A 15,964-nucleotide genomic window follows, 5' to 3' on the forward strand; every position below is an offset into this window, starting at 1 on the left:
TGCATGTTCCAATCCAAAATTGTTTAAAGCTTGATGAAAGAAGTACTTGCTCTTTATTAGAAGTTGCTGAATAAGGTGTATTAGGAAATGTAAGAGGAGGTTATTCGCTTGTTTCAATATAGTCCTGAAGTCAAATTATTACTAGTGAATTTTTCTGATGAAAAAGTAGAGATGCTCTATAATTACAACCCCTACACGTGGTCAATGCCGTTAATAGGACCTAGACCGCCCTATTATTGTAATCCTCGTTACGTACAAACCTATCCCATCCTCTAAAAAGATTGATGAAAAAGATGTAAAATACCAAAGGCTTTTGGTGATCGGGAAATAGATTATGGCGGTTTTGATGTTATATATTACACAGAAGATACAATAGAACTATTTTTAATTTGAGGCAAAGTGTTTCTCTGACTCATTAAACTCAAGCCGAATGGTTACAGATTATAAAAAGCTATTCGAGAAAGATGGGTATTATGATCGTTATAGGCGGAGATATGACCTTATACTTTCAGAACCTAAGAAAGTACAGGAATTTATCGGTGTGGATGAGGATATAAAAGTGCATTTGATTTTCCTTTCGTCAAAGTCAATAGAATTGGAAATTCAAGATAATGACGGAGTTGTTACATTTCTTTCTCTTGGAATATTTGATAAATATTTAGAAGGAAAATTGATTAATGATGGAGATGACAGTGTGGTTCGTCCAGTGAAGGAAATTTAACTGAGTGGATATGTTCCCGAGAACGGACACACTCAAATGACATTCGTTCTGTCCTCTCGAGCCACGTTGAGTGTGTCTCGCAGATCGTTTTGAGAAAAAATTAAGCAGGAAACGCTTTTGTTTCCTGCTTTATTCAATTTTTGGAGCGGAGAATCGATAAAAAATTTTTGGAGTTCCATCCGCTTTAATTTCAATACGATCAATGAGACGATGCAGAATTTCCGGTGTTAATTCATCAAAGTTTAAAAATTGGGCCAATTCCTGTTTCAACTTTTGGATGTTCTCGACAACTTTATGGCTTGATAACAAAGATTCAAGTTCTTTTTTTGAAACGACAAGCTCGTTAGTTTCTTTGCTATTTGTCTCAATCATATCTTGATAATCCTCTTGGGTGATTTTTTCATCGGCGAGCAGCTCGATATATTTGCGTTTTCGTGCTTTTAAAGCGTCAATTTTCTTGTTTATTTTATCCAGTTTCTTTTGGACGGAAAGTTGAGATTGTTTTGCTTTTTCTTCGAGTTGTTTTAAATAATATTCCTTATCAATTTGCTGCATGAGAGACTGGATGTCATGAATGATGGTTTGTTTAAGCACTTCCTCTTTGATGACATGGCTGCTGCAAGCTTTTTTGCCGAATCTGGCATATCCACCGCACACATAACCTTTACGATTTGAGCGATACCACATGCCTTTGCCGCAATCAGCGCAATAGGCAATATTCGTAAATAGGTGCCGTTTTGGAGCAGGAATGGTTTTTGAACGTAATTTCATCTGATGTTGTACAGCTTCAAATACGTCTCTTGGAATAATCGGCTCATGAGCGTTTGGAATAATAATTAGCTCCTCATCAGACGCCTTTTTCCGTTTGTTGCTTGTAACACTCACAGTCGTTGTACGTCCTTGGACCAAATCGCCTGTATAGTGCGGGTTGGTTAAAATGAGTTTGATGGTGGAATCGTTCCATTTGTCGCCCGCATTCTTTTTTCCAGCCACTTCAGATGGTGTTGGTATCCCTTCGTTATAGAGTCTTCTTGCTATTGAATCGCGTCCATAGCCTGCCAGATATTCATTGAAAATTCTGCGAACAATGTTTGGGGTTTCATCATCTCGTATGTGCAATTTTCCATCTTTGATTGTATATCCGTAAGGGGGCGTACTTCCTTTAAAAAGCCCTTTTTTAGCACGGGTCTTGAGAGTTTCTTTTACTCGTTCACTGGTGCGTTGAGCTTCTTGTTCATACATCCAAGCATAAAGACCGAACATGTGTGTATTTCCTTGTAAGGCGTTAATAGCTCCATCTAGCGTAATGATGTGAACCCCGTGATTTTCACAAAGATTTTTGATTTGATAAGATAGTTCTCCGTTTCTCGCTAAACGCGAAAGCTCTTTGGCTAGAATAACATCGATTTTTTTGTTCATTGCATCGTCAATTAATCGCTGCAGATTTTTGCGCTTTGCTGTAGTTCCTGATTCAACATCGATGTAAACTTCATACAAATCCCAGCCCTTATCTGCGATGTAGTTGTAGAACAATTCTTTTTGATACTGCAAAGAAGCTTGTTGTTCTAACTTATCAGAAGAAACTCGTACATAAACGCCACATCTCATTTCGCATTCAATCCTTCCTTGCTAAATTGAGATGTAGCAGTGTTCACCTTTTTATTATTATTGACAATTTCGTCAATTTTATTATTAATAATGGATTTAATAAGTTCAGAAAAGGTTACTTTAGGGTCACTGTAAATGCGTTCTATAGAATTTAATTGTTTCTTCATGATAGTTGGCTCCTTTCATTTAAAAGTAAGTCTAAAAATAAAAACCGCAGAGTACCCAGCCACATCCACATACATTAAGTGGCTTAGTAACCTCTGCGGTTTTCGCTTTTTGTCGGGTTACGGAGTCAGTATTTAATTTTTTGTTTGGAGATCTTTTTAAGGATTAATTTTGAATACATTATATCTTTGTTTTTTTATATTTTAAGGTTTTTCTAAAAAAATTGGTGGTTTCATTTTTCGGTTTTTTACCCATCAAGCAAATGGAGGGTTCGGTTAGTTCCCTGTCTAGGTATAGTGTCCGTTTCTCAATATCACTGAACTGGTCGAAAGAGGTTAAATATTCAAAGCGTTGAAATACCTTGTCAATCTCATCGTTATTCAACAGTAAATCAATTTGTTCCATAGCGGAATGTAGTTGTGCAAGTTTTTTCTGCATTGTTTCTTTTGCAGAAGAAATATGTTTTAAAAACGCGCGTTTCTCATTGTTCCCCTCAATCATTCGTTCATTGTATAATAGCATCTCTTTCTGTTTTTTTAACGACTCTTCCTCTGTACGTAAGATTTTTTTCCATTGAAGAAGTAGTCTCTGAGCATGGCTTCTCATCTTATAAAACTGTTGAGTCCATTGAGTAGAGAAGCGTTTAAATACAATTTCATGAACGGCATCCATATCGATTTTTTGTTTACAGTTCGGACAAACATATTTCATATATTTTTTAGCTGACTTGCTAGGTGTGTCAACTTTAGTCTTTAAAGAAATCCCACAATTTTTACAATAAGCAATCCCCCGTAAATAAAATGGCGTATCAAATTGTTTCGTTTGTTTTTTGAGTTTCCTCATTTCATTGACGAGATGCCAAAGATGGGGCGGCACAATAGGTTCATATACATTTTCAATGAAAGTGATTTCTTCTTTTGGTTTACGAGAACTGGAATGAGCGCTTTTTCGGACGTTCCAAGTTAAATGGCCAGCATAGATATAACGATGTAAGATTGCATCGATTGTATTTTCATGCCATCCATTTCCCGATGGCGAAGGAACATTGCATTCGTTTAGAAGGTTTGCGATTTTTTCATTGCTATACCCCCAAGAAGATAGATAAAAAATGAGCAAAACAATAGGGGCATTTTCGTCAGGAATCAATGTTTTGTAACCGGTTTGTTCGTCAACAGTGACTTTTTTATAACCAAACGGTGTTCGGCTGCCCGGACGGATTTTTTTAGCTAGCAAACCATCTTGGGTATCTTTAGTCCGTTTGGACTTAATGATAGATTCCTGTCCGGCAAATAACAATTTCATTTCCGTAATCGTATTGTGTGCGTCCCATTCGCCAGAAACGGTGGTGCAAAAGAACTTACAATTTGGTTTGAGAGACTTAATGGGGTTGTAAATTTGTGTTACAAAACTGTTGAATGTACGATCTATTCGGCTTTCTTCATAGAAGAACACAGCATCAGCTTCGTTATTGATAAAATACATAAAAAGCTCCCGCATGCCCGGTCGATCTGTAGCGGTTTTTCGATAGGCGCTGACTGCGTCATCAATACACCAGTGAATAATTTCGTAACCTTCCGCTTTTGCCTTTATTTCAATCTCGCGTTTTTGAATCTCAATTGAATGGTTATCCAGTTGCTTATGACTGGAGCGGCGAATATAACCGACTCCTTTATTTAATTTGGGTATTGTCATGTTAAAACCTCCGATTTGAAAAATTCGTGGAAAAATAACTCACAAATTACATAATCATGGTGGACAATTAAGTTTTTAATCATCATTTTTGCTAGTAAGCGGCGCTCATGGTCTTCTAGATTTTCCCGCAGCATTACTTGAATGAGCCGCACCAATTCATTGATCTCCCGTAAGCATTCATTTATTTTTTGTTCTTTTTGCACGATATTGTTCAATTTCGACTCTAATGCACGTATTTCTTCTAAAAGTTTTTGGGCTTCATTGCAAGGTTTGGATAGGTTGTATGTGGTGCATAGTTTGTATTCAATATGTCGAATGGCTTGTAAACAAGCTGTTTTATCTTGATCATTGGCTTTTTTTAATGAAGTGAGAAACGAAAGGCATTTCTTTTCCAATTCGTTTGTATTCAGGTTGTTTAATGCTTCTGTTACAATTTCATCAATCACTTTGTTAAGTTGTTGAATTGAAATATCGACCAATTCATGGTTTCTGTTGCATAAAAAGTATCCTTCAGTTCCCACTGTGTTCATTTTCAATGACATTTCGCTGTTACAGATGAAGCATATAGGTCGAATGAATACATTGTCTTGCGTTTTCGCTTTAAGTTCATAATATTGCTTTTCTAATTGTTCCAATTTTTTATTTGCACTCTTGTATTCATCGAGTGTGATAATTGCAGGAACATGCGGCAAACGATGATATTCGTTCTGAGTCATATAGTAACCGGCGTAGAATGGTTGTTTTAATATCTTTAGCACATCTTCCACTTTTCGTTTCATTAATTTTTTATATTTGGTCAATAAGGACAGAAATTCTTCAAGGGTTTCAACATTTGCAGCTTCAGAAAATAGCTGTTTAACCAGTTCGCCGCGCTGTTCATTGATTGAATAAGAACGACCATTCTCTGTTTTGGTAACATCGTATCCGAATATGCGATGGGGAGCTTGTTTTCTTGCGTCAGATGTGCGTTTATTAATCAGATGGCCCTCATGTTGGGCAAAAATAGCATATGCCCCTTCTAAAACAATATCTTTATTAAATTGTGGTGAATTAGAAGCTGTAAAAATCACATTTACGTCATGTTTGATTAGTTCTGAGATAATCGTTAAATACTCGTAGAAATCACGAGCTAAGCGATCACGTTGGTAAACAAGCAGTGTGTCCACTTTGTCCTCTCGTACTAAATCAAGCAATTTGACCAGTTGTGGACGTTTGTGGAGAGGAAGCTTGGTTGCTGATATACCGTGATCGCAAAGGATTAGCACCTCATCAGGGTTATATTGCTCTAAATAACGTTTTGCGGCATTGAGCTGCATTTCTTCACTCTGGTTCTCTGAACTAACGCGCATATATAACACTTTTAATTGTGCTGGTGAATCCGGCATGAATTAACTGCCCTCCTTCTCCAAAATTTTTTTGTTTTCCATGCTTCTTGACAACAAGGAAGCCTGTAATAGAACATCTGTGCTTATTTCATTTAAAAGAATCTTTTCGATTAAGCGTTCTAACCATAATCTCGACTCTTTCGGCAATTCCTCGCTAAACGTTACTTTCCCGATTTTTAAATCCGTTTTCATCAGAGATCCTCCCGTCAATTTTTGTTAACAATCATTGACGGGAGCATTCGGTTTTATACACTATTTCATATTTTTTGAGGCGTTATTTCCTTCTAAATGGAATTGCAGTTGTACACTGAGAGTTTTTTCTTTTGCATGTGGACGTTTCTTAATCATAATCCTTGTCTTATGCCCCGGAACTTTCAATTCAGTAAAAGATGGCTTCATTTGTCCTCCACCTCCAGATATAAAACTTTAAAAAGTTCTATGATCCTTTGGGAAAATCCATATTTTGTACAATTTTTCAGGCATTCTTCAAGCCAACTGTAACATTGATTTTCCTCATTCATTGATGCTTTTTACTCCTTTCGCCAATGTAAAGCATTAAAAATAAGAAATCCGCAGAACATGTGCATCAATAAATTGACAGCAACATGCAACCTGCGGATCTCGCTTGTTAGTGGTTAACATGTTATTTAGTTGCTAGGTTCTTTAACGATGTGATAACCATTTTGTCTTATAATTAAGTTGTCTTCATAGAGAATCATCCTTTCTAAGTGAGTGAAATGCTCGGGGTTTTAATCATTAATCATCCTACTTTTAAGAAATTAATATTCTTATAGGTAAAAAGAACTATTTCTGAATGCGAAAAAAAAGCGCTCTATTTAGAGCGATCTTATTGTTGTGTTATTTGTATTTTGCAGACGTTCTCTTCTTCTTTGGCGTTTTAATCGCTGGTTGTAGGTGTTTTCACAGGTACTGCGTTTTCTATTAGGAAGAAATGCCACTTCAAGAGACAAACCGAACCAAATCCAATAAGCGAAGGACGTGAACTAACATGGATGATCATAAAGAATACTGCCCGTATTGTGGCACAGATTTGCAAGGGGATCCGATTCCAAAAGAACTTCAGCATCATTATGGAAATGCCACACATTTCAGCAGAAAAATCGGCATATCCAGTTTGGAAGCAGACCGGGTCATTCGGTGGCAATGTCCTGATTGTAAGGGAGAATGGGAGCGGGAGTAATAGAGAATAAATATAAATCATATATAAGGCGTATTCGCTAGTCTGACATATGGAAGTAGTGATGGGACGAAAACGGAAAGTAGCTGCCCGGATTGCGGAGCTGGCTAACCATTTACCTTAATAACTTTTATTTTTTATACAACCCCTGTATTGAGTCTGAATTTGAATACAAGATGATGCATTAGCGTTATCATAATATCTTTGCAGTCATTATTTTTCTTTTTTGACAGTTGATTGAATCCAGCGAAATCAAAGTTTCTAACGCCGATAAAACTATGTATAATTAAGTTTGGAAATAATAAGGAGGCAGCTATATGATTACTGGAGAATTAAAGAACAAAGTCGACAAAATATGGGAAACGTTTTGGACGGGCGGAATTACGAACCCGCTGACGGTCATTGAACAATTTACATACCTTTTATTTATTAAAGGACTCGATGAAGCAGAAACTCAAAGAGAACAAGAGGCTGCTCTGTTAGGAATTGAGTTTGAACGAATCTTTCCTGAAGATAAACAACACTTGCGTTGGAGTAAGTTTAAAAATCTAGAAGCTTCACAAATGTATGAAATTGTATCTAAGGAAGTATTCCCTTTCATTAAAAGCTTGCATGGCAATAAAAAATCTGCATATGCAAAGTACATGAGCGATGCGATTTTTATGATTCCTACGCCGCAAATGCTTTCCAAAATTGTGGACGGTATTGATAAACTCCCAATGAAGGACCGCGATTTACAAGGGGATTTATATGAATATTTGTTATCCAAAATCGCGACTGCTGGAACAAATGGGCAATTCCGTACGCCGCGTCATATTATCAAGATGATGGTAGAGTTAGTCAAACCAACACCGGAAGATATTATTGTCGATCCGGCCGCCGGTTCCGCAGGTTTCTTAGTAGCGGCAGGAGAGTATTTGCGTAAACATCGCAGTGACTTGTTTTTAGTGCAAAGTTTAAAAGAACATTTTAATAACCATATGTTCTACGGTTTTGACATGGACCGCACGATGCTGCGGATTGGCGCGATGAACATGATGCTCCATGGCATTGAAAATCCGAATATCGAATATCGCGACTCCTTGTCGGAACAAAACAAAGATAAGGACAAATACACCCTTGTCCTTGCCAATCCGCCTTTTAAAGGTTCATTAGATTATGATGCAGTTTCAAATGATTTGTTAAAAGTTGTAAAGACAAAGAAAACCGAGCTTTTATTCTTGGCCTTATTCTTGCGAATTTTAAAAACGGGCGGACGCTGCGCCTGCATCGTTCCGGACGGGGTATTGTTCGGCAGCTCGAAGGCGCATAAAGATATCCGCAAAGAAATTGTGGAAAATCATAAGTTAGAAGCGATTATTTCCATGCCAAGCGGCGTATTTAAACCATATGCTGGGGTTTCTACGGCGATCATGATTTTTACAAAAACAGGCGTCGGCGGTACGGATCAAGTATGGTTTTATGACATGAAAGCCGATGGCTACTCTTTGGACGACAAGCGCACCCCGATTGAAGAAAACGATATTCCGGACATCATTGAACGATTCCATAACCGTGAAGCGGAAAAAGAACGGAAGCGCACGGAGCAGTCGTTCTTCGTGCCGGTGGAAGAAATTCGTGAAAACGACTATGACCTATCGATTAACAAGTACAAAGAGATTGAGTATGAAGAAGTGGAGTATGAAGCGCCAAGCGTGATTCTTGAAAAAGTGGAAGCGTTGGAAAAAGAGATTATGCAAGGATTACGAGAGTTGAAAGAAATGATTAGAGGGTAGTGAGAAGTATGTTATCTAAGTATAAGACTTATCCCTTAGGAAATTTTATAGAACAGATTAGGGGTGTATCTTATAAAAAAAGTGATGTGTCGGAAGTGCCGAAAGAAGGCTATATACCACTTTTAAGAGCAAATAATATTCAAGCAGGAAAATTAGTTTTTTCGGATGTAATCTATGTCAAAAAAGAATTAGTTAGGGATAGTCAATTAATTAAAAAAGGTGATATTGTAATTGCTGCATCTAGTGGAAGTAAAGAGGTAGTAGGTAAGTCAGGTCAAGCACACTCAGACTATGATTGTTCTTTCGGAGCTTTTTGCAAGTTGATACGAGCGAAAGAAAATATTAATCCGAGGTTTTTAGGGTATTTTTTTAAGACCGATTATTATTCTAGCTCTATTTCAAATAGCGTAAACGGCGCGAATATAAACAATCTTCGAAACGAACATATTGATAATTTATTAATTCCTATTCCTTCAGTCAGCACTCAGGAAAAAATAGCTAATGTATTAGACAAAGCCCAAGAACTTATCGACAAACGAAAAGCTCAAATTGAAGCGCTAGATCAGTTAACAAAAAGTGTGTTTTTGGAAATGTTTGGCGATCCTGTTGCCAATAAAACATGGGAAAGACGACCACTTAAAGACATTACAGATGTAAGGGATGGAACACACGATTCGCCTAAGTATGTTCCAAACGGTTATCCTTTAGTAACTTCTAAAAATATTAAAAACGGGAAAATAGATTTAAGTAATGTAAACTACATCTCGGAAGAAGACTTTATAAATATTAATAAGAGGTCTAAGGTTGATGTGGGAGATATTATTATGCCGATGATTGGTACAATTGGAAATCCAATTATTGTTGATGAACAGCCAAATTTTGCGATAAAGAATGTAGCATTAATAAAATTTAACAATCCTTGTGTAATCAATATATATATAAAATATTTATTGGATTCACATTATCTTGATTATATTCTCAATAAAAATAAACGCGGAGGAACACAAAAGTTCTTGTCTTTAACGGACATAAGAAACATGGAAATTCCGTTGCCGCCAAGAGATTTGCAAGCCAAATTTTCTGAAATAGTAAAAAAAGTTGATTCCCAGAAAGCAATTCTTCACAAAAGCTTGACAGAGCTTGAAAACAACTTTAACTCTCTCATGCAACGCGCATTTAAAGGAGAGTTATTCAACGACTAGCGAGCGATAAGAAGTTAGTTTCGGTTAAGGGAGGGGTGTTTGTTGTTATCCAACTTTCATTTTTTAGTAGGGAAGCCTCATTATGAGAGCTTTACGAATGCGTGTTTAGAAGCGGAGAAAAGTTTGGTTGTGAGTCCGGCGACGTGCGCGATTTTGACGCGCCGTGCGCTGGAGCTTGCCGTTAAGTGGGTGTACAGCTTTGACAGCGCTTTGAAAGTTCCGTATCAAGATAATCTTTCCAGTTTGATTCATGACAACGTCTTTTTGTCCATTATTGATGAAGACTTGTTGCCGTTGTTGCGTTACATTGTCAAACTGGGAAATGTTGCGGTTCATACGAACTCGATGATTACGAGGGAAGAAGCGATTCTTTCCCTGCATAATCTTCATCAGTTTGTGTCTTGGATTGATTATTGTTATTCAGATGAATATACGGCTACGGATTTTGATGAATCGTTGTTGCCAATTGGCGAGGAAAAGCGCGAGCGTCCAGAAGAATTAAAAGATTTATACGAACGATTAAGCTCCAAAGACAAGCGTCTTGAGGAAATGATGAAAGAAAATGAACAGCTCCGCGCTCTTCTCACCGCCAAACGGGAAGCGAATACAAAAGAATATCACTTCCAAGTGGATGAACTAAGCGAATGGGAAACAAGAAAGAAATATATTGATTTAGATTTGAAGCTGGCGGGTTGGGAATTTAAAAAGGACGTTATTGTTGAATACCCTGTCGTTGGCATGCCGAATCAAGAAGGAGTCGGCTATGTCGATTACGTTCTTTTTGGCGATAACGGAAAGCCGCTGGCGGTCGTGGAAGCGAAACGGACAACTGCTGATCCGAACAAAGGAAAGCAGCAGGCAAAGCTGTACGCCGACTGCATTGAGAAAATGCACGGTCAACGTCCAATCATTTTTTACACAAACGGTTTTGAAACGTATATTTGGGACGACCTTAACTATCCGGCACGGAGAGTTTCCGGCTTTTACAATAAGGAAGAATTAAGCTTGCTTATTGATCGTCGGACGATGAAGAAGCCGCTAAAAAATGTGCAAATCAATGACAACATAACGAATCGCTATTACCAAAAAGAAGCAGTTTTAGCCGTATGTGACGCGCTCGAGAACAAACGGCGCAAAGCGTTGCTTGTCATGGCGACGGGGAGCGGCAAAACCCGGACGGCGATTTCGATTGTCGATGTTCTCACTCGCCACAATTGGGTAAAAAATATTTTGTTTTTAGCAGACCGCAAAACGCTGGTAACGCAAGCCAAAAACAGCTTTAGCCATTTGCTGCCGAACTTGACACTTTGTAATTTGCTCGATAACAAAGACAATCCAGAGGAAAGCCGCATGGTGTTTTCGACGTACCCGACAATGATGAACGCGATTGACGAAGCGAAACGAAAAGACGGCAAACGCCTCTTTACCGTCGGGCATTTTGATTTAATTATCGTCGATGAATCCCACCGCAGTATTTATAAGAAGTACCGGGCAATTTTTGACTATTTTGACGCAATATTGCTTGGGCTTACCGCCACACCAAAGGACGAAATTGATCGCAATACATATGAAGTATTCGATTTAGAAAACGGTGTGCCGACCTATGCCTATGAGTTAGATCAAGCGGTTCAAGATGGCTATTTAGTGGATTATCGTACCATTGAAACAAAGCTTAAATTTCTTGAAGAGGGCATTCATTACGATGAGTTATCTGATGAAGAAAAAGAACGATATGAAGAAACATTTGATGATGAAGTAGGCGAGGATATTGACAGTGCCGCGTTAAACGAATGGCTGTTTAATGACGATACGATTGATACGGTACTGAGAGATTTAATGGAAAAAGGAATTTGCGTCGAAGGCGGAGACAAACTCGGCAAAACGATTATTTTTGCGAAAAATCATCGTCATGCGGAACGGATTGTGGAGCGCTTTGATCAGTTGTTTCCTGAGTATAAAGGCGGCTTTGCAAGGGTCATTGATTACAGTGTGAACTACTACCAAACATTAATCGATGATTTTTCCGACCGTAACAAATGGCCGCAGATTGCCGTATCGGTCGATATGCTCGATACTGGAGTGGATATTCCGGAAGTCGTCAATCTTGTGTTCTTCAAGAAAGTACGATCCAAATCAAAGTTTTGGCAAATGATCGGGCGCGGAACCCGTTTATGCAAAGACTTATTCGGAGCCGGGCAAGATAAAACGCATTTCCTTATTTTTGACTATTGCGGCAACTTTGAGTTTTTCCGTGAAAATCCAAAAGGAATCGAAGGAAAAGCGGTGGAAAGTTTAACGGAGCGTCTATTTAACGCTAAAGTCGAAATCATTAAAGAACTGCAACATTTACAGTACCAAGAAGAAGAGTATATTGCCTATCGCAATGAATTAATTGATGAGATACTAGCGGAAATCAATAAGTTAAACGAAGAAAACTTCCGTGTACGTCAACATATTCAATATGTGCATAAGTTTAAAAATCGAGCTAAATGGGATTCCTTAACGGCGATGGATGTCAATGAAATCAAAGAACATATTTCGTCGCTCATCGTTCCGCTAAACGATGATGAATTGGCGAAACGTTTTGATTTGCTTATGTATACGATTGAGCTGGCGAAGCTGCAAACGAAAAATGCCACAAAGCCGATCCGGAGTGTGATTCGCACCGCAGAGGCGTTATCTAAGCTCGGTTCGATTCCTCAAGTGGTGGAACAAAAATATATCATCGAAAAGGTGCAGACGGAAGAGTTTTGGAGCGAAGCCGATATTTTCGAATTGGAAGCCGTTCGCGAAGCGTTGCGTGATTTAGTGAAATTCCTTGAAAAAGAAACGCAAAAAATTTACTATACGAACTTTAAAGACCAAGTTTTAGAGGTCAAAGAAAACGGTCCGATGTTTAATGTCAATGATCTGAAAAATTATCGGAAAAAGGTTGAACATTATCTGCACGAACATCGCGACCAGATAGCCATTTACAAGTTGCGAAATAATAAAAAGCTAACCGTCCAAGACTTAAAAACGTTGGAGCATATTCTTTGGAATGAGCTTGGCACACAGGAAGATTATAAAAGAGAATTCGGAGACACGCCGATTACAAAGCTTGTCCGTCAAATTGTCGGCCTTGACCCGCAGGCCGCCAACGAGGCGTTTTCCGAATTTTTATCAAGCGAACGGTTGAACATCCAACAAAGCCGTTTTGTCAAATTGATCGTCGATTACTTTGTGAAAAATGGAGTCATGGACAAGCGGGTGCTGCAGGAAGAACCGTTCAAAACCGTCGGCAGCATTGTTGAACTCTTTAAAGACAACATGGATGACGCGCGGAGGATCATTAGCATTATCGATGAGATTAACAGAAATTCAGAAGATATTGTGGGGGCGTAGTAAAAGCGCTCTTTTAGTTAGCTGTTCGGTTTATTTAATGTTTCAATACATTTTGTTTTTCTTCGATGTTAAGGCATCTTTGAGGCTGAAAGTGTCTTGAAGATGCCTTATATTTCTTATAAATATGAAACGAGTACAAAAGTTGTCTAGATAGTTCATATCTCCTTTTGGTTCTACGGAGGTGTTCCAAATGAAAACAAGGATTGTAATTGGATTAATTGGGCTTTCTTATTATATTCGTTTACGGAGGGTATCGCTTATTTCTTAGTTTTCAATGAAAAAAATGCAACAATCCACTATAATTTAGGATATATAAGGTAAATTTTAGATAGGCAATTTTTTGAGTGTTGCTGTATTTTAAGTTAGGTATCTTATCATTATTTAAAATTTAAAGGTGAAAAAATGAAAGAAGGCTATAGTAAACTTACTGACCACAAATTTAAAAAGGGAATATTGTATACGCCTTTTAATAGTAATCTTGGCGAAACCCTCAAATTTTCGTCATGGGCATTAGAATGGTTACCAGAATATATATGGTTATCCTTGATTCTTGAACATTATGGAAGAGAAAGAGGTTTAGAGATTGTAGGAAGGATTATAAAAGACTTATCAGAGAAGGACGAGATGTTATGCACTCCTATGCTTTCAAAAATATTATTTTTAGAAACTGAAAAACAGCGTAGTTATTATCAAATAGTTTGTAAATGGATTAATCCAAATATTTTGTCTCCATTAACTTTAATTTTTCGTTTAGATAAACATGTAGTTTTTAATGAATATTTCTTAGATTATGAAACAACAATCGATCAAAAAATTACCGTCTTGCAAAATGTAATTAAAAAGAATCTTTTTCATCAAACAAATGAAGCTACCGATGTTAGGTTTCTTGTATTATGGTTTGGTATTTACTCTAGAAAAATCCATTTCCCGAGCGGAATGGAAATAACAAAAGCTTTGGTTGAATATCCTCGAATTACTCATGATGACCCCAAAATGAGTTTATATCGATCGTTAATTAGAGCATTTGAAATCGGAATGAGATTTGAAGAAAAAAATAGTGATTTGTCAAAACAATTTTGGGATACTGTCGGATTATTAACTCGATGTGAACCTTTGATAATAAACTATAGTGAAGGGGAAAGTGGAAACATGTCGTTTTTTGAGGATGCTACTAATGCAATTGAATATTTAGTAGCAAACAACAAAGAAAAATTACTATCGGATGAAAAATTTTCAGTTTGCCTAGGCTTAGCAACCTACGCTTTGAAAATTTATAAGGAAGTACTCGATAGTCAAATTAGTCAAGGAATTTTGGGTAGATGTGCTTTGCGCATTATAACAGAAGTATATGTGACATTAAAATACATGGCTTTAAGAGAACAAGACAAACCAGATATTTGGAATTTATTTAAAGAATACGGAATTGGCAAATATAAATATGTAGCACTTAGAGCTAGAGAAACATCACTAGATCTCAGCCAACATCATTTTTCTCTACCCGTTTTGGAAACTCTACTAAATGAAGATAAAAGTGAAGAATTTATAAATATGGATACAAGGTTATTTGATAATAAAAATGTTAGAAAGAAGTTTGAAGAGATAAACGAAAATGATTTGTATGATCTTTATTATGAGTACGATACAAACTATATTCATGGACTTTGGGGAGCAATTAGAGAAAGCGCCATGATATTTTGTAATAATCCAGCACATAAATACCATGCTGTACCCGATATTACTTTTGAACAAAAACTCAGAGACGTGAAACATGATTGTGAATATATTCTTAAAAAACTATTAAATCTAATTTCTTCGTTTTATGAGTTCCCTGACTTTTATTTAGATAAGTATGGTGAAGTAAAATGATTGAAATGAAGCCAATAAGAAGAATACAAGAAGAATATTTAAATTTATTAAAGGGCTATTACGGCCTTATTACTAATAATAGCGCTACAGATATTCAGTTAGCATACTTCTTTGAAGAAGTATCGATATTTTGGCAAAAAAATTACGAAATAATTAATTTCTTTTTGAACAAAATTGATATAAATGATAAATGTAGCTTTTTAGCTGGAGCAATGCATATAGATTTAACACAATATGGACATTATGAATTTGCTCTTTGTGGTAAATATCGTATTTTTACTGATCCTGTAACCAAAATGAGAACATTCTTTTCTAGAAGAGCTACAGGTGTAAATAGATTAAGAGCGAAGGAATACTTAAATAAAGTAGTTCTTGACTGTATTAATGTATTGTCAAGTTACTCAGATATTTTTATAGTCTTACCTTTAGATACAATCTTTTTTGAGGATCAAGAAGAACGTACGAACTTTTTAAAAAACAAATCTTTCGCTTTTATATCTAGTCTCTTTGTCAGTCCTTGTGCAACAGAAGATGAATTTCTTAATAAATATCATTCACTTAAGGAGATAGAGCAAGATATTAAGCCAGAATTACTTCCAAGATTAATTTTTAGCGATAGAAGCGATGTTAATATATCTTTGCAAGAACGTATTGAAAAAAATTTAAGTGATGTTCTATCCTTAGATGTCTTAAGGGAGAGACTGAGTGAAGCAGAAATTTTTTTGATGGCCATTGGTAAATTCTTTATGCAAATTATGGATATAATTCTCATAGCATATTCGTACAAATTAATACCCTTTATCAGATCAGAGGTTGTATTTAATTATTTGTTAATGATTTATCCGATTTTTTCAGATAATGATGATATTGTAAGACTTTTAGAACAAACATTGTAATGCACCCCTTTGTCAAGACACAAATTGATAATATTTAAGTTATCCATTCTCTCCTTTCGCTATGAATGTGGT

Annotated in this window: 12 protein-coding genes; 7 read left to right on the forward strand and 5 right to left on the reverse strand. The window is 36.8% G+C overall.

Translation table 11 applies throughout. The features are described 5' to 3' along the window. Positions 1 to 541: 541 nt before the first annotated feature. A complete protein-coding gene (locus AC0KTX_RS06030) occupies positions 542 to 721 on the forward strand; it encodes a hypothetical protein (RefSeq protein WP_327862853.1) in 180 nt (59 codons plus the stop codon). Positions 722 to 850: 129 nt separating this feature from the next. On the opposite strand, the gene AC0KTX_RS06035 is transcribed toward AC0KTX_RS06030, so the two are convergent. From AC0KTX_RS06035 to AC0KTX_RS06055, 5 genes are all read right to left on the reverse strand, one after another. After that, entirely contained in the window at positions 851 to 2,329 is a 1,479-nt protein-coding gene (locus tag AC0KTX_RS06035) for a recombinase family protein (protein ID WP_474251328.1), read from the reverse strand. Beyond that, the gene (locus tag AC0KTX_RS06040) at positions 2,326 to 2,496 is read right to left on the reverse strand and encodes a hypothetical protein (protein WP_474251329.1); all 171 of its coding nucleotides are present in this window, start codon (positions 2,494 to 2,496) and stop codon (positions 2,326 to 2,328) included. The genes AC0KTX_RS06035 and AC0KTX_RS06040 overlap by 4 nt, the downstream gene beginning before the upstream one ends. Before the next feature lie 178 nt (positions 2,497 to 2,674). Beyond that, positions 2,675 to 4,186: a recombinase family protein gene (locus tag AC0KTX_RS06045; RefSeq protein WP_474251330.1), complete on the reverse strand. Its 1,512-nt coding sequence runs from the start codon at positions 4,184 to 4,186 to the stop codon at positions 2,675 to 2,677. Then, entirely contained in the window at positions 4,183 to 5,571 is a 1,389-nt protein-coding gene (locus tag AC0KTX_RS06050; RefSeq protein ID WP_474251331.1) for a recombinase family protein, read from the reverse strand. Before AC0KTX_RS06050 ends, AC0KTX_RS06045 begins: the two co-directional genes overlap by 4 nt. Before the next feature lie 3 nt (positions 5,572 to 5,574). Next, positions 5,575 to 5,763, reverse strand: a complete 189-nt coding sequence (locus AC0KTX_RS06055; protein WP_285756242.1) for a hypothetical protein — start codon at positions 5,761 to 5,763, stop codon at positions 5,575 to 5,577. An 817-nt stretch (positions 5,764 to 6,580) separates the two neighbouring features. Between AC0KTX_RS06055 and AC0KTX_RS06060 the strand changes: the two genes are divergently transcribed. The 6 genes from AC0KTX_RS06060 (at position 6,581) to AC0KTX_RS06085 (ending at position 15,892) form a co-directional block, all read left to right on the forward strand. After that, the gene (locus AC0KTX_RS06060) at positions 6,581 to 6,772 is read left to right on the forward strand and encodes a hypothetical protein (protein WP_474251332.1); all 192 of its coding nucleotides are present in this window, start codon (positions 6,581 to 6,583) and stop codon (positions 6,770 to 6,772) included. Between the two features lie 314 nt (positions 6,773 to 7,086). Beyond that, on the forward strand, positions 7,087 to 8,544 hold the full coding sequence (locus AC0KTX_RS06065; RefSeq protein WP_474251333.1) for a type I restriction-modification system subunit M: 1,458 nt from the start codon (positions 7,087 to 7,089) through the stop codon (positions 8,542 to 8,544). 8 nt (positions 8,545 to 8,552) lie between these two features. After that, complete coding sequence (locus AC0KTX_RS06070) at positions 8,553 to 9,746, forward strand: restriction endonuclease subunit S (RefSeq protein ID WP_474251334.1); 1,194 nt, start codon at positions 8,553 to 8,555, stop codon at positions 9,744 to 9,746. Between the two features lie 42 nt (positions 9,747 to 9,788). Then, complete coding sequence (locus AC0KTX_RS06075; protein WP_474251335.1) at positions 9,789 to 13,130, forward strand: DEAD/DEAH box helicase family protein; 3,342 nt, start codon at positions 9,789 to 9,791, stop codon at positions 13,128 to 13,130. Between the two features lie 402 nt (positions 13,131 to 13,532). Further along, on the forward strand, positions 13,533 to 14,996 hold the full coding sequence (locus tag AC0KTX_RS06080) for a DUF5677 domain-containing protein (protein ID WP_474251336.1): 1,464 nt from the start codon (positions 13,533 to 13,535) through the stop codon (positions 14,994 to 14,996). Next, the gene (locus AC0KTX_RS06085) at positions 14,993 to 15,892 is read left to right on the forward strand and encodes a hypothetical protein (protein ID WP_474251337.1); all 900 of its coding nucleotides are present in this window, start codon (positions 14,993 to 14,995) and stop codon (positions 15,890 to 15,892) included. Before AC0KTX_RS06080 ends, AC0KTX_RS06085 begins: the two co-directional genes overlap by 4 nt. The last annotated feature ends 72 nt before the right edge of the window (positions 15,893 to 15,964 follow it).

It is taken from the genome of Aeribacillus sp. JST-2 (assembly GCF_056032925.1).